The following is a 25,333-nucleotide window of genomic DNA, read 5'->3' on the forward strand; positions in this document are numbered from 1 at the left end:
AAACGCGGCATCAGAGGTTCAACCACTCGCTTGCCGCTTGAGCCAGTGCATGGTCAGCGTCTCCTCTTCGTCGAGGCCGGTTGGCGGCTGCTTTATGCGTCGGTTGCCCAATTCGCTCCTCAGCGTGTCCGCTGACCATGATGTGGGGATTTGCGGGTGAATATAGCACTTGCGGCAGATGGTGCGCGTGTTGCCCAGATGATTGGCCACCTGATCAATCAATGCGTTGGCGGTAATAGTCTGCTCGCGTTTCGTTTGCGGCAAAGGCGCCTTGCCAAAAAGGGATAGAGCCCGGGTGGTGCCACCCCATGTACGGAAATATTTGGCGGTGAAATCCCCGCCGATTACCTCCCGTATATAGGCATTGACGTCCTGAGACTGCACGGTATGTCGGTCGCCGTCCGGGTCGAGGTATTGAAACAGGTTCTGGCCTGGCAGGTCCTGTGTACTGCGAACCAGCCGCGCCATGCGACGATCGATCAGGTCAATGTTCCAGCTTTTGCCGGCCTTGCCGCGAAAGACGAAGCGAAGCTTGTCGCCCTCAATATTGACGTGACGGTCTCGGAGGGTAGTGAGCCCAAAACTTTTATTGTCGCGGGAGTAGGCGGCATTTCCGATACGGATCATGGTGTGATCGAGTAGCCAGACCACTGAGGCGACGACGCGCTGCTGTGACAGGTTGCGACGGCGAAGATCGGTTTCCACCCTGGCTCTGAGGTCAGGAAGGGCGCGGGCAAACTCGGCCAAGCCGGCGAATTTGGCTTCATCTCGGACCTCGGTCCAGCGCGGGTGGTAGCGATATTGCTTGCGGCCACGCGCATCATAACCTGTCGCCTGCAGGTGCCCTGATGGTTCCGGGCAAATCCAGACATTGGTCCATGCTGGCGGAATGCCTAACGCCTGGATGCGCTTAACAGTGCCCGGATCTGTGATGCTGTCGCCAGCCGCATCGCGGTACTGAAAGCCCTTGCCACGGCGACGGCGCGAGAAGCCATCATTCTCATCGGATGTATAGGCCAGTGACGCGATGGCGGCATGATCATGCGGTCTTGGCAGCAAATTGGTCGATGTGGATGAGATTGTCATCTGTGGGCCTGAGCAGCGTGAGCCACGACTTAATCCAGAAGGCGGGGTGAAGTTCCACGGAGCAGGCTTGGCGCGATGACTTTGCGGTGTTCGTCAGCGAACGGCGCTCAGAGCGTCGCCAATGGCGCGGCGCAGTTCAGCGATGCCGGTGTCGACATGGCGGCTTGGGTGAACGCGATTGGTGAGGAGAGACCATGCGCGCTGGTTCTCGAAATCGATCCATAGGCCCGTGCCGGTGAAGCCGGTGTGACCGATGGTTGCCGGGGACGTACGGTCGCCGCCGGACCAGCCGACATGCGCGCGCTCCCAGCCATGGGTGCGTGTGTCGGAAAGGGGCTGACGCATCAGACCCACGATCGGATGCTCGGTCTGAGCGCGCCGGAGCCATTCCTCGGCCTGGTTCATGACCGCGGTGATGGAGCCGAACAGACCGGCATGTCCGCCTCCCTCAAGTGCCGCGCAGTTTTCGTCGTGAACTTCACCACACAGGATACGCTGTCGCCATGGGCAGTATTCAGTCGCGGCGGCGTGTTGCGGGTCGGCCGCAAAGGCAAAGCCCGGACCGGGGTCCTGGGCGCGTATCGGCTTGCCCTCAAGACGTTCAAGGGCGATGCCGAGCAGGATGAAATTGATATCTGAATATCCCGCAGCACCAACAGGCCAATCACGCTGCAGGACGAAATGTCGAAGCAGTTGCGGTTCCAGACCATAGGTGTAGAGCGGAAACACACCGGGAAAGGCCGTCTGGTGTCCGAGACACTGGCGGAACGTGATCTGTCGTTGCCACGCATCGGGCACCTGTTGGTGCAGATCAGGAATGACAGATGTGAGGGGGGCATCAAGATCGATCCGGCCCGCGTGATGCAGGGCCAGAATGCGCGGTGTGGTAAAGAGTACCTTGGTCAGCGAGGCAAGGTCGAACCAGGTATCAAGCTGCATCTCCCGCTTGTCGGGCTTTAGTGCCGCCATGCCGATTGCGCGCGCGGTGCAACCGAGTTTGAGATCGGTCACGCCTAGCACACCGCCGGGGATCCGGCCGTTATCGACGGCGCTCTCGAGCAGGGTGAAGGCGCTGTCGAACTGCTGTTGCAGTTCGCCGTCGCAGTGTTGAGGCTGTTTGGTGGCCATGGCGTGTTGACTGGTCAGCCAGCCAATTTGGGATGGGTTTCCCGGCCGCGCGGCGTAGAAATCCGTCTGCTTCGAGCAATGCGGATTCGGCCGCGGGGCGCTCCATGCCGGTCAAAGCCATCAGGATCGCCAATTTTACATTGTACTCACTGAGCTCCAGGTAGTGCTCTGCCTGGTCGGGCGTGCAGCCAGTGGCCTCGACGAGAATTCGGGTAGCACGCGCGGCCAGCTTCTGATTGCTGACCGAAAGATCCACCATCAGGTTTTGGTAGGTCTTGCCCATGCGGATCATGCTTGCTGTTGTCAGCATGTTGAGGATGAGCTTTTGTGCCGTTCCGGATTTGAGACGCGTCGAGCCGGTGACGGCCTCGGGGCCGACGACCGGGGAAATGGCAATGTCAGCAAGCCGGGCAATGGCGGAGTCGGGGTTGCAGGACAGCGCCACCGTAGTGGCCCCTACCTGACTGGCATAGTTCAGCCCGCCGATGACGTATGGAGTGCGGCCGCTGACGGCGATGCCGACAACGACGTCATTTTCGGTAAGATTCACGCGCTGCAAATCCTGGCGGCCTTCATCAGGGCTGTCTTCGGCGCCTTCAATAGGGAAGCGCAGGGCGCGGTCGCCACCTGCGATCAAGCCTACCACCATGCCCTGCGGCACGCCAAAAGTGGGCGGGCACTCCGATGCATCGAGTACACCCAACCGTCCGCTGGTGCCGGCCCCCATATAGATCAGACGACCGCCGGCCTTGAACGCCTCGACTATACGATCAACGGCTATGGCCGTTTCGGGCAGGACTTTTTCGACCGCGGCGGGTACGCCCCGATCCTGTGCGTTCATGGCATCGAGAATCTGCCGGCTCGACATCAGATCGATCTGCATGGTGTCGGAATTGCGCGATTCCGAGACAAGGTGTCCCAGTTCCGCAATGAGGGCGCTTTTTGCCATTTGTCATCACTCACTATTCGCGCAGATGCTAGAAGTGAGTATTCCATATGTCAACGAAACATGGAATAATATATTCCGAAATTATTCTGGTTGTTAGATGGGCGCTACGCCCATTGGGCCTGTCGGGCGGCAAATGAAGATGTTGCTGATGGATGGACGCAGCCAGGTGCGCTAAGTCGGGATTGAGCGTTGTGTTTGTGCCTGCTGTGAAGTCGTGGAGCCAGAAATGTCGATTCTGAAAATCCTTGCTGCCCAGCTCGAGGCCATGACACAGGCGGATCGGCAGATCGGGCAGTTCATCATTGATAATCCCGAGCGCATGCTGGGACTTTCTTCAGCAGAGTTGGCCAAGGCGACTGGGCGTAGCCAGTCCAGCGTCGTCAAGTTCAGCCAGAAGCTGGGTTATGGCGGTTATCAGCAGCTCAAGCTGGCGGTCAGCAAGGCCAAGGCGCAGGAGTGGCAGGCGCCCGCTGGTATCATTCACGGCACGATTGACGCCAGCGACAGCTATATGACGATCATGCAAAAGTTGATTGGCAGCAAGCTGCTGTCGATGCGCGAGACCTCGGCAGCCAACGGGGAGCAAACCATCGACCAGGCGCTTGATATTCTGGTTCAGGCCCGGCGTATCCAGCTTGCAGGTGTCGGCGCGTCCTCTCTGGTGGCGCGCGATTTCTCGTACAAATTGCTCAAGCTGGGACGGACGGTGCTGCTGGACAGCGACAATCATATCCAGATCGCCAATGTCTCGACGCTCAACACTTCGGATCTGCTGGTGGCGTTGTCCTATTCGGGCACCAGCATGGAAATCGTGAAGATCGCAGAATTGGCAAAGGCGCGGGGCGCGACCGTCATCTCCATTACCGGACTGCAGCCCAACCCCTTGCTCGATATTGCAGATATCAATCTCTATACCGTGGCTGATGAGGAGCGGGTTCGCTCGTCGGCGATCACATCGCGTGATGCCCAATTGATGCTGATTGATCTGCTGTTCATCCTGTTGCTGCGACGCCAGGAAGACTCACACGACTACATCCATCGCAGTGAAGCCGCCGTGACGGTCCTCAAGGCCTGACCCGACGGTTTAGGTGGGCTGTTTGCGCTTATGGCGTTGACGTTCGATTGTGATCATATATTCTTGACATGGCAAATTATTGGAATTTAGTATTCCAAAATTGGCGGCTCGCATTTGGGCGGTCAGTGTGGTGGCGTGCTGCGCGTCCCCCAATAATTCGGAGAAGGCATCTTGGCTCAACTATCGCTCCGCGGCATCAAGAAGCGCTTCAATGACACGGATGTGTTGCACGGCATTGATCTCGAGATCGGCGATCGCGAGTTCGTCGTGTTTGTGGGGCCCTCGGGGTGTGGCAAGTCGACCCTGTTGCGTCTGATTGCCGGGCTCGACCCGATTTCTGACGGCGAGTTCGTGCTCAATGGCCGGCAGATGAACGATGTGCATCCGTCCCAGCGGGGCATTGCCATGGTGTTCCAGTCCTATGCGCTTTATCCGCATATGGACGTGTATGAGAATATGGCCTTCGGCGCGCGCCTGATGGGACTGACCAAGGACGAGGTCGAGGCGCGGATTGCCGAGGCTGCGCGAATGTTGCGGCTCAACGAACTGCTCAAGCGTAAACCGCGCGAGCTTTCCGGCGGGCAACGACAGCGCGTTGCTATCGGCCGCGCCCTGGTGCGCAAGCCGGAAGTGTTTTTGCTTGATGAACCACTGAGCAATCTTGACGCCGCGCTGCGGTCTGAAGTGCGTCTGGAAATTGCCCGGCTGCACCGCCAGATTGGCGGCACGATGATCTATGTGACCCATGATCAGGTCGAGGCCATGACGCTGGCCGACCGGATCGTGGTGATGAATCTTGGCCGCATCGAACAGGTCGGCACGCCACGCGAGCTCTATGAGACGCCGGCAAATGTGTTTGTCGCCAGCTTTATTGGTTCTCCAAAGATGTCGCTGGTCGATGTGCAGCGCACAGGCAATCAGTTGGTGATTGATGGCGGCGAGAGCCTGAGCGTCGACGAACTGCCCGCAGGCGGCGATGGTCCGCTCAAAATCGGGGTGCGACCCGACGCCTGGCAATTGAGCCGTGATCTGAGCAGCCCGGGCGTGTCGGCCAGCGTGGTCTATACCGAATATCTGGGTGAGAACGCTTTTGTTTACGTGCGGCTGCCCGAGGGCACGCTGGTCGGTGTGCGCACTGCCCCCAACGATATTTATGAGCCCGATGTTGCCGTTCGTCTGAACTGCGAGGGCGCCGCGATACATTACTTTTCCGCCGAGGATGGCCGACGGTTACCCGTCTAAGACGCGGGCATGATCATCCGAACAACCAATACGAAACAGGAGAGGACTAGCACAATGCGAGCAAATACCATGCGCATCGGCCTGGCTCTGGCAGCTGCGGTTATCGCCAGCCCAAGTCTGGCCCAGGATCTGACGTTCTGGAGCTGGCGGCAGGAGGACAAGGCTCAGTACGAGAGCTTTATCGATACTTTCGAAGCGGCCAACCCAGGTATCACGGTCAATTTCGAGACCTTCGAAGCTACCAATTACAACACCATTCTGGCGACAGCTCTGGCTGGTGGTACTGGCCCCGACCTGATGATGGTTCGCGCCTATGGCGGTTTGGAAAACGTTGCAACGTCGGGCTACCTTGAGGCACTGACCACCGACGCCATTCCAGCGCTGGCCGATTTCCCTGAAGCAGCGCTGGCCGCGGAATCGGTGCGTGCCGATGGCAAGCTTTACGCTGTGCCATTTGCGTCCCAGACCATGCTGGTTGTGTACAACAAGCAGATCTTCGCTGATCTTGGCTTGTCTGAACCTCAGACCTGGGACGAGATGATGGCCGCCGCTGAGGCCGTCAAAGACGCCGGCATGTTCGCCTTTGCCAATGGCACAGCAACCGCCTGGCAGAATGAAACCATCGTTTCGGCGCTGACGTCTTCAATCATCGGCAAGGATTTCTATGAGGACCTGGCTGCCGGCAATGCCGACTTCACCGATGCACGCTATGTCGAAGCACTGACCAAGCTCAAGGAAGTCAGCGCGTACTTCCCGGACGGTTTTGTCGGTCTGGATTATGCATCAAGCCAGCAGCTGTTCAGCTCGGGCATGGCGGCGATGTTTGCCGGTGGGTCGTTCGAGCTTGCCAACTTCATGGGTCAGAACCCCGATCTGGATCTTGGCGTGTTCGCAGCGCCCGGTCTGTCGGCTGACGATGAAAAGCTGGTTGGCGTCTTCTATGATGGTGGCTACGCTGCCAATGCTGCTGGCGAAAACAAGGAAGCTTCGATGAAGTTCCTGAACTTCCTCGCGAGCCAGGAATTCGGGCAGGCTTTCGCCAATTCGCTCAACAACATTTCGCCTATCCCCAATGTCAGCTTCGACAATGCCCTGCTGCAGGAAGTTGCCGACCTCAACAAGTCGTCGATCCCCTACATCATGCTGGTGCATTTCCGCTTCGGTGAGCCTTCCGGTTCCGTGCTGCTGCAGTCGGAAGTGCAGAAGCTGATGGCTGATCAGGTCACGCCTGAAGAGATCGGCGTTGCACTGACCGAAGGTCTGGCGACCTGGTACGAACCGTTCCAGAAGTAAGTCTGGTTTTTCACAACTCGCCCTCTCCCCGCGTGGGGGAGGGCATATGCCCTCACTGGAGCTGCAGCGAATATGCCCAAACTGCGCATGACCGGACGTGGACTGTGGATCACGGCGTTGATCGTCCCGCCAATGGCGTTCGTCGCGCTGTTCGTTGTTTATCCAATTGTGTCGGCCTTCACCTTTGCCTTTTTTGACTGGCAGGGCCTGTTGCGCGACGAGTTTGTCGGGCTGGCCAATTTCCACCAGGTCCTGTTCGTCGAGCCTTATGCCAGCTGGACCCGCAACGCATTCGCGCACAATATTCAGGTGTTTATTGCCCTGATGGTGCTGCAGAACGGGCTGGGATTCTTTCTCGCCTATGCGCTGTGGCGCGAGCTGCCCGGCGCCCGTTTTCACCGCGTCGCAGTTTTCCTGCCGGTAGTGCTGTCGACCATCATCGTCGGCTATCTGTTCAAGCTGTTCATGCACCCGCTTTTCGGGGTGTTCAACATTACGCTGCGCGGGGTCGGGCTGCCGGAACTGGCGCAGCCCTGGCTGGGTCAGGAATCCACGGCGCTATGGGGACTGATCATTGCCAATGCCTGGCACATGCTCGGCTTTCCCACGCTGGTATTCCTGGCTGGCATGCAGCGCATTCCCACCGAAATGCTCGATGCCGTGCGCATGGAGACGCGCAGCGAATGGGTCAAGATCACCAAGATCGTCTGGCCGCTGGTGGCGCCGAGTGCCACGGTGGTGTTCGTGCTGCTGTTTGTGGGCGCTTTCAACTGGTTCGAGCTCCCCTACATCATGGCCGGGCTGGATGGTTCGCCCTATGGCTCGACTGACGTGCTGGGGCTGTATTTCTACCGCACGGCGTTCGGCAATGTGTCGTCCGGCCAACAGGACTTCGGCCTGGGTAGTGCGCTTGCCGTGCTGATCTTCATCTTCATCGCCGCTGTTGCCAGTGTGGTCACCGTCCGACTGCGTGCCCGGGAGATCCAGCTATGAGCGTGGCAGCCACCAATTATCAGGACCGCAAGGGCATTCTGGGGATGTTGGGCCGCGACGGCCTGATCCAGATCATTCTTGTGGCCAACACGTTCATCATGCTGGTGCCGATCCTGATCATGGTGTTCTCGGCCTTCAAATCGACGCCGGAGATATTCAAGTCACCATTCAGCGTGCCGGACTTCGGCAATCTGGTGAATTTCATCAAGATTTGGACGCAGACCAATTTCCTGCGCTATCTGTTCAACTCATTCGTGGTGACTGGTGCCTCGATGGCGTTGATCCTGACGCTGGGCACAATGGCCGCCTATGCGCTGGCTCGCTACCGGTTCTGGGGGGCTGGCTTCATACTGATGTTCTTTATTGCCGGGCTGACATTACCACTCAAACTGGCCATCATCCCGCTGTTCATGTTGATGCGCGATCTGGGTATTCTGAACAACCAGTTGTCGCTGATCTTCGTCTATACGGCGATGGGTCTGCCATCGACCGTGTTCATCATGACCGGCTTTATCCGCACGCTGCCCAATGAACTTGAAGATGCGGCGCGAATGGATGGGGCGAGCGAAGCGCGTATCATGTGGTCGATCATGCTGCCGCTGGTTCGGCCCGCGATGGTGATTGCCGGCATCCAGAATGTGGTGCCGATCTGGAACGACTTTTTCTTCCCGCTGGTGTTTATCCAGAACGATGCGCTCAAGACGTTGCCACAGGGTCTGACGACGTTCATGGGCGAGTACACCACCGACTGGGGTGTGTTGTTTGCTGGGCTGACGCTCTCAGCAGCACCGATCATCCTGATCTATATTGTGCTTTCCAAGCAGTTCATTTCTGGCATGACTTCCGGCGCCATCAAATGACAATCAGCCTGCCTCGCGGGTTGATCGTCTCCTGCCAGGCGCGGGCCGACAACCCCCTGCATGGTCCTGCCTTCATGGGGGCGATGGCTCTGGCTGCGCGCGATGGCGGCGCCGTGGCTATCCGCGCGAACGGGCCGGACGACATCGCCGCGGTCAAGGCGGCGGGCCTGCCCGTAATCGGCATTCACAAAATCTTCTCGGATGAATACCCGGTTTACATCACGCCCAGCTTTGCTGCTGCCGAGGCCGTGGTGGCTGCTGGCGCAGATATTGTCGGGCTCGATTGCACCACACGGCCGCGCGATGGTGTGCCGGCACTGGCACTGATCCGCCGCATCCGACAAGAACTGGGCGTTCCAGTGTTCGCTGACGTGTCCAATCTGGAAGAGGCGCGAGCGGCTACCGATTGCGGCGCTACCTATATTGCGACCACGTTGTCGGGCTATACTGCGGCAACCCAATCAGCAAATCAGGAGCCTGATCTGGCCCTCGTTGAAGCCCTTGCGACCCGCTTGCCGATACCGGTTATTGCCGAGGGGCGCTACAACACGCCAGCGCTGGTGCGGCAGGCATTTGAAGCAGGAGCCCACGCCGTAGTGGTAGGGACCATGATCACCAATCCGCGTGAAATAACCCGCCAGTTCGTCGCCGCCGGTGTGCCGGCGTGAGCCAATTGGTGCATCTGGGTATTGACGTTGGCGGTACTGCCAGCCGCTGGGTTGCCTGTGACCAGGACGGCGCGATCATTGCACGGGGGCAAGCAAATGGTGCTACCGGGCACTTGTTCAATCCGACGGAGCGGGAGCGGCTTACTCGTGCCTTTTCCACGATTGCCGGGGCGCTCGTTGCGCAGGGGCTCGCGGCTGAATTCGTAACTGTTGGCCTGACGGGGTACGGGGCGGCAGTGTTTGGGCAGATGACCCAATTGGTGACTGACAGCTTTGGCATTAGTAGCCAGCATAGCCTTATCGCCGATGACATGACGTTGACCTATGCCGGGATATTCGCGCCCGGTGAGGGGCATTTGGTATCCGCAGGGACCGGCTCGATTGGCCTTCATATCGGTGCGGATGGGCGCTACGTGCGCGTGGGCGGACGCGGCATACTGATTGATGATGCGGGGTCGGGCAGCTGGATTGCGCTCCGCGCGTTGGACCAGCTCTATCGGTGTCTTGATCACACTGGCTCGTTTGCGGATATGTCGGTACTGGCCAATGCGGTCTTTGCCATTATCGGTTCAGACGACTGGCATGCGGTGCGCCAGTTTGTTTATGGCAATGATCGCGGGGTGATCGGCACGCTGGCGGTGGCCGTTGGCAAAGCGGCCGAGCAGGGCGATGACGCGGCGCTGGGTATACTACGTGACGCCGGGTCAGAGCTAGCACAGTTGGCGCATGCGCTGATTGCTCGCACGCAGAAGTGCCCGATCGCACTGGTCGGGGGCGTACTCACGCTGCATCCCTGCATCGGCGAACAGGTGGCGAGCGCGCTAGTCGGGTTTGAGGTCCGACAGGTCAGTGCGGATGCGGCTCTTTCGGCTGCACGACTGCCTCTTGAAGAGCAGGGGATGTGGGCGCAGGTGCTGGCGGCTAAATCGGCCTTGGGATGACGGCGTGATCTGAACTTCGGTCTGTACTGCGGTTCTCAAAGCCTGCGGCCCGCACGCCGGGCGCGGGTCGTCGAGCGAATTCAAGGAACCTGGTGGCAGACTATTGCCACCCCCCTTGTTGTCAGCTCAGCCAGAGTTGGAACAGCAAACCCGACAGCAATGAGCCGGACAGGGCAAAGGTCACGTAGAGCGCAAATACCGGACGACGGGCGAGGGCCCAGACCGCTATGGCTGCGGGAAGCGAGGTAATGCCGCCAGCGACGAGAAAGGCCAAGCCGGCGCCAGGCGCCATGCCCTGCTCAATCAAGCCCGACACCAGGGGCAAGGCTGCATACCCATTCAGGTAGGCCGGCACTCCGACCAAGGTCGCGATAGCAATCGATCCAATGCCGTTGCTGCCAACGGCAGTGATGATCCACTCAGCGGGAACGAAGGCGACCATCAGGCTCTCAAGGACAAAGGCCAGTGCGAGCCACTTGAACAGGAACAGGGCAGTCTTGAGTGCTTCACGCCCAAATTTTTGGCGACGCGCCGGGTCGCGCCAGAACGCCCAAGCCACATGCTTAGGGGTGCGCACGGAAGTTGCGCCGCAACCACCGTTGCCCACGCCCTCGCGCAAAGGGTTGGCGAAAGCGCCGCTGCGCGTGAGCGTCAGCGTTGTGTAGCCACCGAGCAGGCCGATGCCAATTGCCGAGAGGGTCTTGGCAATCGCGAACTCCCAGCCGAGCACGCCCGCGGTCAAAGCGAACATTGCGGGATCGATCACAGGTGAGGCGAGCCAGAACGCCATAACCGCGGAGAGCGGCACGCCCATGGCCAGCAGGGCTGCAATCAGGGGAATGACCCCACAGGAGCAGAATGGCGACAGGCCCCCAAACGCTGCTGCCACTGCGATCATCAAAAAAGGTGAGCCGGTAAAAGCGCGTGCGATGAGATTATCGGCACCGCTGGCGCCCGCATACGCTGCCAAGGCGATGGAGGCGATCAAATACGGTGCTGTTTGCACAAGCGCGTCGACGGTGAACTGCAGGCTCTCCAGCCCCTGAGGCGGGTCAAGCAGCGCTGTCATTGCAAGGATGAGTGCCGTGACCAGCCACACGCGCTGCTGAGACCAGAGGTTGGCGAGCAAGCTACTGCCTGAGCCAAGAGGGATATCAGTCATGATTATTTACCTAGTTTAATGGTTATATGTGGATAAAAAAAGCGGTTGGGGAAGGTCAGGCGACGTCGACTTTGCGGATCGCCACGCCATGGCAGCACTCATCGGACAGAAACCCGAGCGTGCGGGTCATCGCGTCGAAATTGACAGTATTGATGATCTCGCGACCGCGGCGCTCCTGATTAACCAGGCCGGCGGTGACCAAGGCACGCAGATGGTGCGCAAGGGTAGAGAGTGGCAGGCTGGTGTGAAGGGCAATGTCGCCGACGATCAAACCGTCATTGCCTGCCCGGACCAAGAGGCGGAAGACGTCCAGTCGAGCAGGGTGGCCAAGAGCGGCCAAGGCGCGGGCGGTGTTTTCTGTGCGTGGATCAGCGTTCAACATGAGAGGAAACATAACCGTATTTCTGGTTATGTCAATTTGTTTCGCTAATGACACCGCGTCTGCCTAACGCGTCTGGGCAATGCCTTGAAGCTGGCCGGCGAATTCGCGGTCGATCAGTTGATCGAGAGGCTCGGGCCGGTGCATCAAAAAGCCCTGTCCAAAGCGAACGCCCATTTCGCTGAGAATGTTCAGGTCCTGGGGACTCTCGATCTTCTCGGCGACGACATCGTAGCCCATGTTGTGGGCAATCGTGCTGATGGCCGCAACGATCTCGCGGTCGAATTGCTGGGTTGTCAGATTCTGGATGAACGAACCATCGATCTTGATGGTATCGACTGGAAAGCGGCGCAGATATTCGAAAGAACTCAGGCCCGTGCCGAAGTCGTCGAGACTGACGCGGCAGCCACTGGCACGAGCAGCGCGAACAAAGCGCTCTGCAGCTTCAAAATTGGTGAAAGCTGCCGTTTCGGTAATCTCGAAGACGACATTTCCGCGATAGACGCGGTGGTCCGTAATCACCTGATCAATGGTTTCCCACAGCGCAGGATCGCTCAGGGTTTGAGCCGACAGATTGAAGGCCAGCGACAGTCCGCCTCGGAATTGCATGGTGTGACCGTGGCGCTGGAGCGCGGTCTGGATAATCCAGCGATCCAGTGGTGCGGCCATGCCGAAGCGCTCGGCGGCCGGAATGAATTCAGCGGGACTGATCATCTGGCCAGATCTGGTGCGCATGCGGGCGAGGACTTCAATATGCCCTGAGCAGACCCATGGGTCGCGAATGAAACGGAGTTCCTGGCCATAGAGCTGAAGACGACCTTCAGCGCGGGCGTCGGCGATGTCGGCGACGATGCGTGCAGCGGTAAGGCCGGAGGTCGCCGTCTCCCCCAAGCGAGAGAAGAAGGCGTATTGATTGCGCCCTGACGATTTGGCCCGATAGCAGGCGTCATCAGCAAATGCCAAGGCGTCGGCGGGTGCGGTTTGGCTATCGTGGATGAGGGCGACGCCAATGCTGGCGCCCAGATTACGATGGGCGGTTGATATGCCCAGATCGGCGTTCTGGATAGCGCGAAGCAGGTTAGCAGCGATCGCGTCAGCGGCGTCGAAATCACCGGTGTCGAGAATGATAGCGAACTCGTCACCGCCGAGGCGCGCGACAATTGTGTCTTGGGGCAAGCCGTCGCGCAGTGCTGCGCCGATGGTCTGGAGTGCCATGTCGCCGGCGGCGTGTCCGGCGAAGTCATTGAGCCCCTTGAAGTAGTCCAGATCGATATAGATCACGGTGATGGGCTGGACATCTGCCTGCGCGATGTGTTCGCGCAGCTTTGCGTCGAAGGCGGAGCGATTGAGCAGCCCGGTCAGGGCGTCATGATTGGCTGCAAAGGACAGCGCTTTCTGCTGTTTCTGCTGCTCGGTGACGTCCTGAAAGGTATAGACACTACCCAGATGTGTGCCATCGGCGGCGCGGATGGCGCTTGCCGTCCAGCGCACCGAGAAATCGTCGAGATCCGCTCTGACGACATCGGCCGTCTGCGTGCCGGTCTGGGTGCCAAAGACAGCGGAAAGCGGCACCTGGGTCTGGGTAATACGTACCTGCGACAGGCTCAGGCCGATCAACTGGCTCTGTGGGCGGCCAATAAGCCTGGCGGCAGCCGGGTTGACGAAGGTAATGACGCCGCCGGTGTCAGTGCTAAGGACTGCGTCGCTGATCGAACTCAGGGTGACCCTCAGCTTTTCCTTTTCCATATTGAGCGCGTCGGCGGCCCATACTTCTTCGGATACGTCACGAATTGTGCCTAGGATCGAGCCTGGGGTACCGGGATCTGGCACAAAGATGGTGCGCGTTTCCATGTGCCGGATCGAGCCGTCCTTGAGAACGATGCGGTAGCGGATGGCAGATGGGGTATCACCCTCAGGCTTGAGCGCATGTGCTGCTTCGGCGTTTTCCTTGTCCTCAGGGTGCAAAAATGAGTGCCAGATTTTGGCCTCAAGTGGTGCTGGCAATGCAGGCATGCCGAACATCTGGCGCGTGCGGTCGTCCCAATGGCTGACGCCCGATGCCAAGTCATAAGACCACATGCCAGTGACACTGGCTTCGAGCACCAGATCATAGCTGCGATTGACCTGCTCAAGGGCGCGTTCGACATTTTTGAGAGAAGAGATATCGGTCTGAACACCGACCATGCGGGTCGGTTCACCGGCGGCGTTGCGCTCAATGATACCGCCACGGTCGAGGACCCAGACCCAATGACCCCGCTTGTGCCTCAGGCGCAGTTCGGTCTCGATGGCGTCGGTTTCGCCGGCCAGATGACGGTTGCCGCTTTCCAGAGCCCGGTCGCGGTCATCGGGATGCGTAATGCGCAGCCACAACTCGCTGTCCTGTTCGAGGTCACCCCGGGCGTAGCCGAGCATTTCGAACCAGGTGTCGGAATAGGTGCACTCACCTGTCACCAAATTCCAGTCCCACACACCCAGCCGCGCGCGGTGGAGAGCGTGCTCCCAAATGTGTTGTCCGGTGGTAAGCGTGGATTCAGAGGCGGGCATTGGGGTAGTCCGACGTCGGTAGTTCGGATCACTGTAACTTCCGGGGCAGAAGAGATTGTTAACGGATGGAACCCAATCCGCCTTTGCTGCGTTTCGAAATTAGAGGTTGTGGGGCAATCCAAAAAGCAATGGTCGGTGCTGACGTGATGATGGTGACGTCAGGGAACGGGCTGTTGGCCCGGTAAGCTGGCGTCAACGGCTGGTATCGAGCTCAGGTCCTCGTGCTGTGAAAGCGGGGCGGATCGCTTCAAGGACGATTGTGGCTCTGACCCGAAATGTGGTTAGGTCGCCGCCAGTGTGAGGGACGAGTTGATTACTGCATTGGATCGTAGTGGTTCCAGGCTTGGATTGCATCGCGCTGCAACAGCCATGGTTGTGGCGTTGGTTGCATTCATTGCAATCGGCTCAGGGTATCTTTTCTGGAAAACTTATAGCGACGCGGAAGCCCGTATTCGCAGCCAGACGGAGTCTGGGGCGCAGGTGGTGGCTGCCAATATCGGTTGGGCACTGGAGACGGCCCATCAATTGCTGCGCCGCGTTGACGACTCGCTGGGAGACGACATTCGCGTTCCGCTGCCGGAGGCCGCGAGCAAGCTTACGGAAGCCACCGTCGCATTGCCGGGTGAGGTGAAGGTCTATGTGGTTGACGTCGATGGCGCCACGCCACTGACTACCGATCCCGATTTCAAGCCGATCGATGTGCGGGATCGCGAGTATTTCTCGGCAGTAGCAAACGGCGCGCCTTGGCATACCTCCTCGCTGATGGTCAGCCGCCTCAATGGACAACAGATATTTACGGTCAGCAAACGCATCGAGCGCAACGGCGTGTTCGCGGGCGCGGCCATTTTATCGTTCAGCTCAGACCTGATGCAGGCAGTGTGGGACTCGCTCGATATTGATGATCGTTCAACCGTGGCATTGTTCCGCGATGACGGTCAGTTGGTATCGCGTTATCCGCTGGCTGATGGGCCGCTCGATCTGCGCGCCCATGTCCTTTTCACGGAGTATCTCGAAGAAGCGCCATCGGGCACTTACGAAAACATCTCGGCCATAGACGGCCAGCATCGCGTAGTTGGCTATCGCCGCATTGGCAGCACCAATCTGGTAGCGCTGGCATCGATCAGCCGCGACGCGGCATTCTCAGCGCTGAACAGGGCGACGTTTTCACTTTTGGCGCTCGCTATTCCCGCTGGGCTAGGACTGCTGTTCGCCGGCTTCTGGGTGTATCGACTACTGCAGCGTGACCGCCAGCAGTTGGAAATCGAAGCGGAGTTCCAAAGCGTTGCTGAGGCAATGCCGAACCATGTCTGGACGGCCAAGCCAAGTGGTGAGCTCGACTGGTTCAATTCGGGAATCTACAGCTTTAGCGGTTTAAAATATGACGATCTGGTGGGCAGTGGCTGGGTGCAAATCGTGCACCCTGACGATCTGCCCAGCGTCGCCCAGAACTGGCAGAAGGCGCTGGACGCTGGTGAACTCTATGAGTCCGAGTTCCGTATTCGGGAGGCTAGTGGTCGATACCTCTGGTATCTCGTCCGCGCCGTCCCGCTCCGCAACAGCAAGGGGCAGGTGGAGCGCTGGATTGGCACCAATACAGATATCAATGCTCAAAAGACCTCGACACAAGCTCTGGCCGAAAGCGAGACACGGCTGCGGTTGGCGATTGACGCTGGACAGATGGCGGTTTGGGACCTTGATACGGAATCCGGCGTCATCACACCTTCAGCTGCATTGAACCAGCTCTATGGCTTTGCCGAAGACGCAATGCCGAGCACCGAGGAATACCTGTCGCGCTATGCGCCGGGTGAGCGCGAGCGCGTGGCTCAGGCGGCGGCAGACGCCAAGGACAATGGCGAAAACGAGCTGGAAGTGGAGGTGCGACACCTCTGGCCTGACGGTACGGAAAAATGGCTGTTGATCCGCGCTCAACTGAGCCTGCCCGATGACGACAAGCGGATTGTTGGGGTGGTCATCGACATTACCGAACGTCGCTCGGTTGAGGAGGCGCTGATGCGCAGCGAGCGGCGCTTCCGCCTCTCGCAGCAGGCGGCGGGGATTGCCTCCTTGGAGCTGGATATACCCACCGGGATGGTTCTGGGCTCGGATCGCTTCTGGGAGATCTGGGGGCTCGAACGTCGTGAAAGCATCCATATCAGTGCGCTTGAAGCTATCGTGGTTCCCGAGCACAGCGATGTTCGATCGACGGAAGATACGCGCCAGTCCGGCACTGCCCAACCCAATGTCGAGTACCGTATAAAACGCCCCGATACAGGCGAGATTCGTTGGTTGTCGCGCCATATCGAGTTTGTCCACGACGGCATGGGCAAGCCGATCAAGATGTACGGCATCATGCAGGACATCACCGATGAAAAGGAGGCTCAGGCTCGCCAGCAGATGCTGACGCACGAGCTTGAGCACCGTATCAAGAATATTCTCGCAATGGTGTCTGCCATTGCATCACGCACACTGCGCAATACAGACCTGGAGACGGCGCGTGTGTCATTTACCGAGCGGCTGCAGGCGCTGGCCACTGCACACGACATTCTGACAAGCACCAAGTGGACGACGGCGTCGATTGGTGACGTCGTGAATGCCACCATCGTTCCGCTGCCGGGCGAGCAAATCGAAGCGAGCGGCCCGTCGGTCATGTTGCAGCCCAAGGCGGCTCTCTCGTTGGCGCTCGCCATTAACGAACTCGGTACAAATGCATTGAAATATGGGGCGCTTTCGGTGCCTCATGGACAGGTGAATATCCAGTGGAGCGTTCAGAACCTCAATGGCCAAGAAATGCTGACATGGCGTTGGGCCGAGAGCGGTGGACCAGCTGTGGAAGAACCAACGCGGAACGGATTCGGATCTTTCCTCGTTACACGCGTATTGGGTGGTGACTTTGGTGGTACGGCCACCTTGGGTTACCTGCCCGCAGGGGTAGTTTGCGAACTGACAGCGCCCCTGGATAACGGCCAAGTGGCAGGAATGCACCAATGACAAAAATGTCCGGCGGCGTTGTGCTCGTTGTAGAAGACGAAGCCCTTCTCTTGTTCTCGATTGCCGATGAGTTACGGGATTTGGGTTTTGATGTCCTTGAGGCACGTAATGCAGATGAGGCTCTGTCGCGCCTAGAAGCGCACGACGAGATTGCCGCGGTTTTCACTGACATTGATATGCCAGGTTCAATGGACGGCCTTCAACTGACCGCCCTGATCGATACGCGCTGGCCACTGATGAAGGTTGTCGTCACTTCGGGCAAGAAGCTGCCAGACAGCTCTGCGATGCCGGAGCGCGCGCAGTTCTTGTCCAAGCCTTATGCTATTGAGGACGTGGCACGGGCCATCGCCTGAAGTTCACCAGCAGCTAGTGCTGGAAGACGACCAGTCCTGCTGCGGTAGCCATCATCGCGCCGGCCGTCTTGTTGAGACGGCCCAAGGCACGCTCACTGCGGAACATCTCACGCGCTGCCGAAGCGAGCCAGGCGTACCCACAGCCGATCAACAGCAGCACAATCACGACAATGGCGGTCAGTTCCCCGAACGCAACAGGGTTCATCTGGTCAAGCGGTATCACTGTGGGCAGGATTGCCAAGTAGAACACAATGGTCTTGGGGTTACCCATTGTCAGCGAAAAGCCGGCCAGAAAGGTCTTGAGCCAAGCCTCGTTCTTGGGCTTCATCTGCTCGGCGCCGGGGCGAGCAGTCCAGAATTTATAGGCAATATAGAGCAGGTATGCCGCACCGGCCCAGCGGATCAGCACGAAGACCGGGCCAAACAGCGTGGCGATGGTTGCCAAACCGAAGACAGCAAAGACGAAATAGACCAGGTCACCTGCCAGGATGCCCAACACCATTGGGAATGCGCCCTTGAACCCGCCACCGAGTGCGCGGGCCACCACAGCGGCGACGCCCGGGCCTGGAACCAGCACCGCGATGGCATAGGCGATTGTGAAGGTCAGAAGGGTGAAGGGTTCCATGGTGTCCGCCGTGAATTTGTGGCGCACACTAGCGGTTCGCCTAGAGCCGGGCAATCTGCCTCAAGGCAGCCGTGCAAGCCGGTCGAACAGAAGCGCATAAAAGCCATCGGCGTCGCCGTTGCGGATAAAGTTCACATTCCTGTCACGGTGGGTGACATGCCAATAGTCGACAACGGTCATACCCATGGTCAGTTCGCTGGCGACCTCGATCTCGACATTGCATTGGCGGCCGGAAAACAGTTCCGGGCAAAGCAGCCAGGCAATGACCGTAGGGTCATGCAAGGGCGCGCCCGTCCAGCCATATTTGGCCAGATCGAAAGTCTCCGAGAAAGTGAGCATAGCGTGGGCCGCCTTGGCGCTGTCGTTTCCGATGGCGAGCATAGCGGCCAGCCGATCTGGCGTTGACTGGATCTGGTGAGTGACGTCGAGGGGCAGCATGGTAATGGGCGCGCCGCAACGCAGCACAATGTCCGCGGCTTCCGGGTCGACATAGATGTTGAATTCGGCGGCTGGGGTGATGTTGCCAACCTCGAAGTAGGCGCCACCCATCATGACGATCTCGGCGATGCGCTCGGCAATCGCGGGCTGCTTTATCAGGGCCATTGCAATATTGGTGAGTGGCCCAAGCGTGCACAGGGTAATGGTTCCCGGTTCAGCAGCCATCAGGGTGTCGATTATGTAGTCCACCCCGTGCTGCTCCTGCAGCGGCACGGTGGGTTCGGGCAAGTCGGGGCCGTCGAGGCCAGTAACTCCATGGACATGCTCTGCGGTCACGAGTGCGCGCCGAATTGGGCGGGAGCAGCCAGCGTAGACCGGAATATCGGTGCGACCGGCGAGCGCAACAATCTTGCGCGCGTTGTTGGCATTGTGGTGCAGCCCCACATTGCCCGCGACGGCGACAATACCGAGAACGTCCAGTTCCTCTGGAGATGCCAGCGCCAGGAGGATGGCGACGGCATCGTCCTGGCCGGGATCGGTGTCGATGATGATTTTACGTGACATGGAGAACCTAAAGCAGTGCGGGATCGGTCGATCGCGTGCGAGTCGATTGAATTTGGGGGACACTAACGACTTGGCTCAGTGCGGTCGACAGCGCTGATGTTGGCGGCAACGGAACATTTGTCGCAGCGTGGCGTTGAAGAGCGTTGAGGCTTTGAACCACGGACATAAAATGGCACGCAGTGCGCGGCGACCGGCGTCGGACGAGATGAGCGAAAGCCAGTTTGAGCGGATTATGGGCAATGCGGCCCGAGTCTCGCTGGTCCTCATTGGCTTTCTGGCGCTGCTATTTGCGCTCAAGGCGGGACAAGTTTTTCTTGCTCCCATCACCCTCGCCATTGTGGTTGGCTTGATGTTCGGTCCAGTGGCTGACCGGGTCGAGCAATTCGGCGTCCCTCCCGCCATTTCTGCCGCCATCGTCGTACTCATGCTGCTCAGCGTGATCGCCGCCGGCACTTTCCTGTTTGCCGTTCCGTTGTCGGAATGGGTCGCGCGGGCGCCGATGATCTGGAACAAGCTGCAATTGCAGCTCGACAATCTGCAGGGGCCTCTTGAAACGCTGGGCAATATCCAGGAGCAGATTTCCTCGGTCTTCGCCAGTGACAAGGCCATGGCTGTGACTGTTGAAGATGGTGGTGAGATGATCGGGATGGCGCTGATTGCGCCAGCCATTCTGGCTCAGGTGCTGATCTTTCTAGCCAGCCTCTACTTTTTTGTAGCAACCCGCGACCATGTGCGCATTTCGGTACTTTCATTGTGCGTGAGCCGGCGGATGCGCTGGCGGACTGCTCATGTGTTCCGTGATGTGGAAGCCAAGGTTAGCCGCTTCCTGTTGTCGATCACCTTCATCAACTTCTGCGTCGGTTGTGCCGTATCGCTGGCCATGTGGGCCATTGGCATGCCCTCACCCATTCTCTGGGGGGCGATGGCGGCAGTGCTCAACTACATACCCTATGTCGGGCAGGGCGTGATGGTGTTGGTCCTGCTCTCCGTGGGATTGGGTACCCAGACGAGCCTTGAAGGCATTTTGCTGCCCGTCGGCTGTTATGTTGCCATCAACTTTGTTGAAGGACAGATTGTTACACCGCACTTTATTGGTCGGACGATGACACTGAACCCGTTCATCATTTTCCTTTCTATTACTTTCTGGTTGTGGGCATGGGGACCGGTAGGCGGGCTGGTCGCTGTCCCTACGCTGTTGATCGCCACCTCCATGCTCCATCACTTGCTGCCCAGCAAACCCATGGTACCGAGCAAACCAATAGGGCGTTCCGCCAATATGTCGGAACGGCAGCGTTTGTTGGCCAATACGGCACAAGCCATTCGCGAACAGGCAGACGAGGCCAAGGCAGAAGAGAAAAACGAAAAGCGCAAGAACGAACGCTTCGAGCCACCCGAAGGGACAGCGCCCAGTGGCTTAGAGACGCCAGCGTAAGTCTGCCCTGCACGCTCCCTGCTTGACGTAACCGCTGCGCTGTGGCGGAACAGTCTGCATTGGACGGGCGGAGAGATTATCGTGGCGGGTGAAGAGATTGGACACGCAGCGGCGGCTCATGGCGTCGATCTGATCCCCGTGGTTGCGCTATTGGGCGCGGCGGTGATTGCCGTGCCGCTGTTCAAGCGGCTGGGTCTGGGCTCGGTGCTGGGCTATTTGGCAGCGGGTCTGATGCTGGGCCCCTCTGGCTTCGGGCTGATCAGCGATCCGGAATCAGTGCTCACCATCGCCGAACTGGGCGTGGTCATGTTCCTGTTCATTATCGGTCTGGAAATGGAGCCCGCCAAGCTCTGGGCCCTGCGAAAACAGATCTTTGGTCTCGGCGTCTTGCAGGTTGCAATCAGTGGCGCTTTGCTCACGGGGTCCGGGGTGTTGCTCGGCTTCGCGCCGATGGTGGCCTTCGTATTCGGCATGGGTTTTGTCCTCACATCAACGGCCATTGTGATGCAGGTATTGGGCGAGCGTGGAGAACTGGCCAGCCCCGGTGGGCAGCGCATGGTCTCGATTCTGCTGCTTGAAGACCTTGCCATCGTCCCGCTGCTCGCCTTGGTTGCCTTGCTTGCCCCTACCTCGGGGGAAGAGGTGGGTGTGATCAGCCGCTTACTCACTGTCGCTGCACCCATTGGTGCTGTGCTGCTGCTCATTTTTGTCGGCCGTCGGATCATGAACCCGTTCTTTGGGGTCATGGCATCGAGCAAATTGCGCGAAGTGATGACGGCTGCGGCCCTGCTGGTGGTTCTGGGCGCCGCCCTGCTTTTCCAGGCGGTCGGCCTGTCGATGGCAATGGGAGCATTTCTGGCCGGTGTACTGTTGTCGACATCGAGTTTTCGGCATCAGCTGGAGGCTGACGTCGAGCCGTTCCGAGGCATTTTGCTGGGCTTGTTCTTTCTGGCGGTGGGCATGTCGCTGGATGTGGCCGTGGTGATGAGCAGCTGGCAGATCATCGCCCTGAGTGTTGGGGCCTACATGGTGATCAAGGGGGCGGCAATCTACGCGATTGCACGCGTATTGAAGTCCAGTCATGCCGAAGCGCTGGAGCGTGCCGTGTTGATGGGGCAGGGCGGTGAATTTGCTTTCGTGCTCTATACCACCGCCGCCGCTGCCGGGCTGATTGATGGTCCGACCAATGCGATTTTCACAGCGACGGTTATCATTTCCATGGTGCTGACCCCCTGTCTGATGATCGGGCTACGCTACGCGCTACCCAAGCCGGAGCAATCGATGGAGGGGGTTGAGACCGTCAATGGTCTGGCGGAACGTATTCTGGTGATCGGCTTCGGTCGATTTGGCCAGATTGCCAGTCAGACCCTGCTTGGGCAGGGGCACAATCTGTCGATCATCGATAACGACACAGACATGATCCGGGTCGCAGCCCAGTTCGGCTTCAAGGTCTATTATGGCGATGGCACGCGCCTTGATATCCTGCGTGCCTCCGGGGCGGCTAATGTCGACCTCGTGCTGATCTGTGTCGACGACAAATCAGCCGCCAACCAGATTGCCGCAATGTTCCGAGACGAGTTCCCCCTGGTCAAGGTGATGGCACGTGCCTATGACCGCGGTCATGCCATCGAGCTGGTGAAGCTCGGTGTCGACTATCAGCTGCGCGAGTTGTTCGAATCTGCGGTGGTGTTTGGCGCGCAGGCCATCCGTGCGCTGGGTGCGAGCGAGGCCGATATCGAAACCGTGGTGCAGGGCGTGCGTGAGCGCGACGCGTTGCGGTTCAAGGCGCAATTGTTCGACAATGTCAGTGCCGTCGATGCAGCCCATGACCTGTTGTTGCGCAACGCCGCAGAACAGGCGCGTGAAGGTGGGATCGAGGTCGACGCCAATGCGGTGGAAGACACCGTCAACAAGATCACCCATCCTGCGCCTCCAGCATAGATGCCCCGCAATGCGAAGGGGGTTTCGCCTGCTCAATTTAAGTGCAAGACTAAGTTGTCTGAGGGGATATCATCGTTATGAAATCTGGATTGCGACATGCCGCAACAGCCGATCGCTTACGACGCCCCTACGCCGGAACCACGTGCAACTTCCGTTGAAGCGATTCAATCGGAAATCCTTGAAAGACTGATCTATTCAGTCGGCAAGGATCCTATCGTTGCCCGGCCACATGACTGGCTTGCCGCAACGATTCTAACGGTGCGCGACCGCGTGATGGATCGCTGGATGGAGTCCTCTCGCGAGACGTGGCGGACCTCACACAAGCGCGTCTACTATCTCAGTCTGGAGTTTCTGATCGGCCGCCTGATGCGGGACGCGATGAGCAATGTCGGGTTGATGGAGCCTGTGCGCGACGCGCTCAGGAACCTCAACGTCGATCTGGGCGATCTGATTGATCTGGAGCCTGACGCAGCGCTGGGCAATGGCGGCCTTGGTCGGCTGGCGGCGTGTTTTCTGGAGTCGATGTCGACGGTCAAAATCCCGGCCTACGGTTATGGCATTCGCTATGTGCACGGGCTGTTCCGGCAGGAGATGAGCGAAGGCTGGCAGGTTGAGCTGCCCGAGGAATGGCTGGCGCACGGCAATCCGTGGGAATTCGAGCGACGCGAAAGTGCTTATGAAGTTGGGTTCGGCGGCTATGTGGAGCCCGTGACCGATCCTGACGGCACAGTGCGCCAGGAATGGCGGCCCAATGACCACTTGCTGGCAGTGGCGTTCGACACTCCGATTGTGGGCTGGCGCGGCGCGCGGGTGAATACGCTGCGGCTGTGGAGCGCGCAGCCTATCGATCCGATCCTGCTCGACAAGTTCAATTCTGGCGACCATATCGGCGCGCTGGAAGAAAGCGCCAAGGCTGAAGCCATTACCCGTGTGCTCTATCCGGCAGATCTCGACAGCAGCTGGTCAGGAATTGCGACTGCGTCAGGAGTTCTTCTTCTCCTCGGCATCCCTGCAGGACATCGTGCGGCGGCACTTGCAGCAATATGGCGATCTGGGCTCCCTGGCCGACAAGGTCGCCATTCAGCTCAATGACACCCATCCGGCAATTTCGATTGCCGAACTGATGCGCATTCTGGTCGATGATAACGGCATGGAATGGGCCCCGGCATGGAAGTTGTGCCGCGGTACCTTCGGCTATACCAATCACACGCTTTTGCCTGAAGCGCTCGAAAGCTGGCCGGTAGCGTTGCTGGAGCGTCTGCTGCCGCGTCACATGCAGATTGTGTATCAGATCAATGCGGATGTGCTGGCGGATGCGCGCGGCCGGGCCAAATTCACCGATGCCCAGGTTGCCAATGTGTCGTTGATCGACGAGGCGGGGGGGCGACGGGTGCGGATGGGGCAGTTGGCGTTTGTCGGCTCGCACTCGATTAACGGTGTCTCGGCGTTGCACACCGAGTTGATGAAGCAGACCGTGTTCTCGGACCTGCACAAGCTTTACCCGGACCGTATCAACAACAAGACCAACGGTATTACGCCCCGGCGCTGGCTTATGCAGTGCAATCCCGGGCTGACGCAATTGGTCAGCGATACGATCGGACCAGCGTTTCTGGACGATATCGATCTGCTCAAAGATCTCGATGCCTACGCCGAAGACGCAACTTTCCAGGCGCAGTTTGCCGCTGTGAAGCTGGAAAACAAGGAACGCCTAGCCAAGCTGATCAAGGATCGTCTGGGCATCAAAGTATCGCCAGACGCCATGTTCGATGTGCAGATCAAGCGCATCCATGAGTATAAGCGTCAACTGCTCAACATTATCCAAGCTGTTGCGCTATATGACGAAATTCGCGCACATCCGGAACGGGACTGGGTGCCACGCGTTAAGATCTTCGCTGGCAAGGCGGCGCCGGGTTACTGGAACGCCAAGCTTATCATTAAGCTGATCAACGACGTTGCCAAGGTGATCAACAACGATCCTGCGGTGCGCGGGTTGCTCAAGGTAGTGTTCCTGCCCAATTACAATGTGAGCCTTGCGGAGGTCATCGTGCCGGCGGCCGATCTGAGCGAACAGATTTCGACAGCTGGCATGGAAGCCTCTGGCACAGGCAACATGAAATTCATGGCCAATGGCGCCATTACCATCGGCACGATGGACGGGGCCAATGTGGAAATGCACAAGGAAGTCGGCGCCGACAACATCGTTATTTTCGGTCTAACCACTGAAGAGGTTGAGGTGAAGCGGGGCGAGGGCGAAGTGCCGCGCGACTCGATTGATGCGTCGCCGCGATTGCAGGAAGCGCTGGAGTCGATCGCCACCGGGGTCTTCTCCCCGGATGATCCGAACCGCTATCGCGATCTGATCGGCGGACTTTACGATCATGACTGGTTCATGGTGGCGCGCGATTTCGACGCCTATGCCACGGCGCAAGCGGAAGTAGACGCCATCTGGGCGGACAAGGCGCGCTGGAATGCTATGGCGATCCGAAATACGGCGCGGGTGGGTTTTTCTCTTCGGATCGAACGATCCGGCAGTACGCCCATGATATCTGGGATGTGGCGGTGCCTGAAGAATGACGATTTGCAGCGGGCGAAAACTGACACGCAAGATCAGGCCCGTTGAGTGTTTTGGTTTTGGCGGAGCAGCCGAATTTCCGGGTGCCGCCGTCGGGGGA

18 protein-coding genes and 2 pseudogenes are annotated in these 25,333 nt (G+C 58.9%); 12 read left to right on the forward strand and 8 right to left on the reverse strand.

From position 1 onward, the window contains the following. Window positions 1–18: 18 nt before the first annotated feature. The 3 genes and pseudogenes from AC0L37_RS04565 to murQ all read right to left on the reverse strand — a co-directional run. Window positions 19–1,086 carry a DNA topoisomerase IB gene (locus AC0L37_RS04565; RefSeq protein ID WP_473314452.1) on the reverse strand — a complete coding sequence of 356 codons (1,068 nt, stop codon included), beginning with the start codon at window positions 1,084–1,086 and terminating at the stop codon, window positions 19–21. A gap of 93 nt (window positions 1,087–1,179) precedes the next feature. Next, complete coding sequence (locus tag AC0L37_RS04570) at window positions 1,180–2,214, reverse strand: serine hydrolase domain-containing protein (RefSeq protein WP_282221865.1); 1,035 nt, start codon at window positions 2,212–2,214, stop codon at window positions 1,180–1,182. 46 nt (window positions 2,215–2,260) lie between these two features. Continuing rightward, window positions 2,261–3,163: pseudogene (gene murQ, locus AC0L37_RS04575) on the reverse strand (N-acetylmuramic acid 6-phosphate etherase); the annotation flags it as partial. 226 nt (window positions 3,164–3,389) lie between these two features. Here murQ and AC0L37_RS04580 point away from each other — a divergent pair. From AC0L37_RS04580 to AC0L37_RS04610, 7 genes are all read left to right on the forward strand, one after another. Next, window positions 3,390–4,238 (forward strand): MurR/RpiR family transcriptional regulator, encoded by an 849-nt coding sequence (locus AC0L37_RS04580; RefSeq protein ID WP_269368967.1) that lies wholly within the window; start codon window positions 3,390–3,392, stop codon window positions 4,236–4,238. Between the two features lie 171 nt (window positions 4,239–4,409). Then, window positions 4,410–5,480, forward strand: a complete 1,071-nt coding sequence (locus AC0L37_RS04585; protein WP_212657257.1) for an ABC transporter ATP-binding protein — start codon at window positions 4,410–4,412, stop codon at window positions 5,478–5,480. Between the two features lie 54 nt (window positions 5,481–5,534). Continuing rightward, a complete protein-coding gene (locus tag AC0L37_RS04590; RefSeq protein ID WP_212657258.1) occupies window positions 5,535–6,773 on the forward strand; it encodes an extracellular solute-binding protein in 1,239 nt (412 codons plus the stop codon). A gap of 72 nt (window positions 6,774–6,845) precedes the next feature. Next, a complete protein-coding gene (locus tag AC0L37_RS04595; protein ID WP_282221863.1) occupies window positions 6,846–7,766 on the forward strand; it encodes a carbohydrate ABC transporter permease in 921 nt (306 codons plus the stop codon). Beyond that, window positions 7,763–8,626, forward strand: a complete 864-nt coding sequence (locus tag AC0L37_RS04600; protein WP_212657260.1) for a carbohydrate ABC transporter permease — start codon at window positions 7,763–7,765, stop codon at window positions 8,624–8,626. The genes AC0L37_RS04595 and AC0L37_RS04600 overlap by 4 nt, the downstream gene beginning before the upstream one ends. Beyond that, the gene (locus tag AC0L37_RS04605) at window positions 8,623–9,294 is read left to right on the forward strand and encodes an N-acetylmannosamine-6-phosphate 2-epimerase (protein WP_282221862.1); all 672 of its coding nucleotides are present in this window, start codon (window positions 8,623–8,625) and stop codon (window positions 9,292–9,294) included. The genes AC0L37_RS04600 and AC0L37_RS04605 overlap by 4 nt, the downstream gene beginning before the upstream one ends. Next, window positions 9,291–10,235, forward strand: a complete 945-nt coding sequence (locus AC0L37_RS04610; RefSeq protein ID WP_282221861.1) for an N-acetylglucosamine kinase — start codon at window positions 9,291–9,293, stop codon at window positions 10,233–10,235. The genes AC0L37_RS04605 and AC0L37_RS04610 overlap by 4 nt, the downstream gene beginning before the upstream one ends. Window positions 10,236–10,356: 121 nt before the next feature. Here AC0L37_RS04610 and AC0L37_RS04615 read toward each other — a convergent pair whose 3' ends face one another. From AC0L37_RS04615 to AC0L37_RS04625, 3 genes are read right to left on the reverse strand one after another with little or no spacing between them, the layout of a single operon-like run. Further along, on the reverse strand, window positions 10,357–11,397 hold the full coding sequence (locus AC0L37_RS04615; protein ID WP_282221860.1) for a permease: 1,041 nt from the start codon (window positions 11,395–11,397) through the stop codon (window positions 10,357–10,359). A 55-nt stretch (window positions 11,398–11,452) separates the two neighbouring features. Beyond that, window positions 11,453–11,791, reverse strand: coding sequence for an ArsR/SmtB family transcription factor (locus AC0L37_RS04620; RefSeq protein WP_473314459.1), 339 nt, complete (start codon window positions 11,789–11,791; stop codon window positions 11,453–11,455). A 51-nt stretch (window positions 11,792–11,842) separates the two neighbouring features. Beyond that, a complete protein-coding gene (locus tag AC0L37_RS04625) occupies window positions 11,843–14,320 on the reverse strand; it encodes an EAL domain-containing protein (RefSeq protein WP_282221859.1) in 2,478 nt (825 codons plus the stop codon). Window positions 14,321–14,629: 309 nt separating this feature from the next. Here AC0L37_RS04625 and AC0L37_RS04630 point away from each other — a divergent pair, with 309 nt between their 5' ends. Together AC0L37_RS04630 and AC0L37_RS04635 are read left to right on the forward strand one after the other, a co-directional pair. Next, the gene (locus tag AC0L37_RS04630) at window positions 14,630–17,308 is read left to right on the forward strand and encodes a PAS domain-containing protein (RefSeq protein ID WP_282221858.1); all 2,679 of its coding nucleotides are present in this window, start codon (window positions 14,630–14,632) and stop codon (window positions 17,306–17,308) included. Beyond that, window positions 17,305–17,661 carry a response regulator gene (locus AC0L37_RS04635; protein WP_249327564.1) on the forward strand — a complete coding sequence of 119 codons (357 nt, stop codon included), beginning with the start codon at window positions 17,305–17,307 and terminating at the stop codon, window positions 17,659–17,661. The genes AC0L37_RS04630 and AC0L37_RS04635 overlap by 4 nt, the downstream gene beginning before the upstream one ends. A gap of 13 nt (window positions 17,662–17,674) precedes the next feature. On the opposite strand, the gene AC0L37_RS04640 is transcribed toward AC0L37_RS04635, so the two are convergent. Beyond that, a complete protein-coding gene (locus AC0L37_RS04640) occupies window positions 17,675–18,286 on the reverse strand; it encodes a LysE family translocator (RefSeq protein ID WP_212657266.1) in 612 nt (203 codons plus the stop codon). Between the two features lie 60 nt (window positions 18,287–18,346). After that, window positions 18,347–19,288 (reverse strand): nucleoside hydrolase, encoded by a 942-nt coding sequence (locus tag AC0L37_RS04645; protein WP_282221857.1) that lies wholly within the window; start codon window positions 19,286–19,288, stop codon window positions 18,347–18,349. A 169-nt stretch (window positions 19,289–19,457) separates the two neighbouring features. On the opposite strand from AC0L37_RS04645, the gene AC0L37_RS04650 reads away from it, so the two are divergent. From AC0L37_RS04650 to AC0L37_RS04660, 3 genes and pseudogenes are all read left to right on the forward strand, one after another. Beyond that, a complete protein-coding gene (locus AC0L37_RS04650) occupies window positions 19,458–20,720 on the forward strand; it encodes an AI-2E family transporter (RefSeq protein WP_212657268.1) in 1,263 nt (420 codons plus the stop codon). 81 nt (window positions 20,721–20,801) lie between these two features. Further along, window positions 20,802–22,661, forward strand: a complete 1,860-nt coding sequence (locus AC0L37_RS04655; protein ID WP_282221856.1) for a monovalent cation:proton antiporter-2 (CPA2) family protein — start codon at window positions 20,802–20,804, stop codon at window positions 22,659–22,661. 96 nt (window positions 22,662–22,757) lie between these two features. Then, a pseudogene (locus AC0L37_RS04660) lies at window positions 22,758–25,235 on the forward strand (glycogen/starch/alpha-glucan phosphorylase). Window positions 25,236–25,333 lie beyond the last annotated feature (98 nt).

The sequence above is a fragment of the Devosia sp. J2-20 genome (assembly GCF_055808475.1).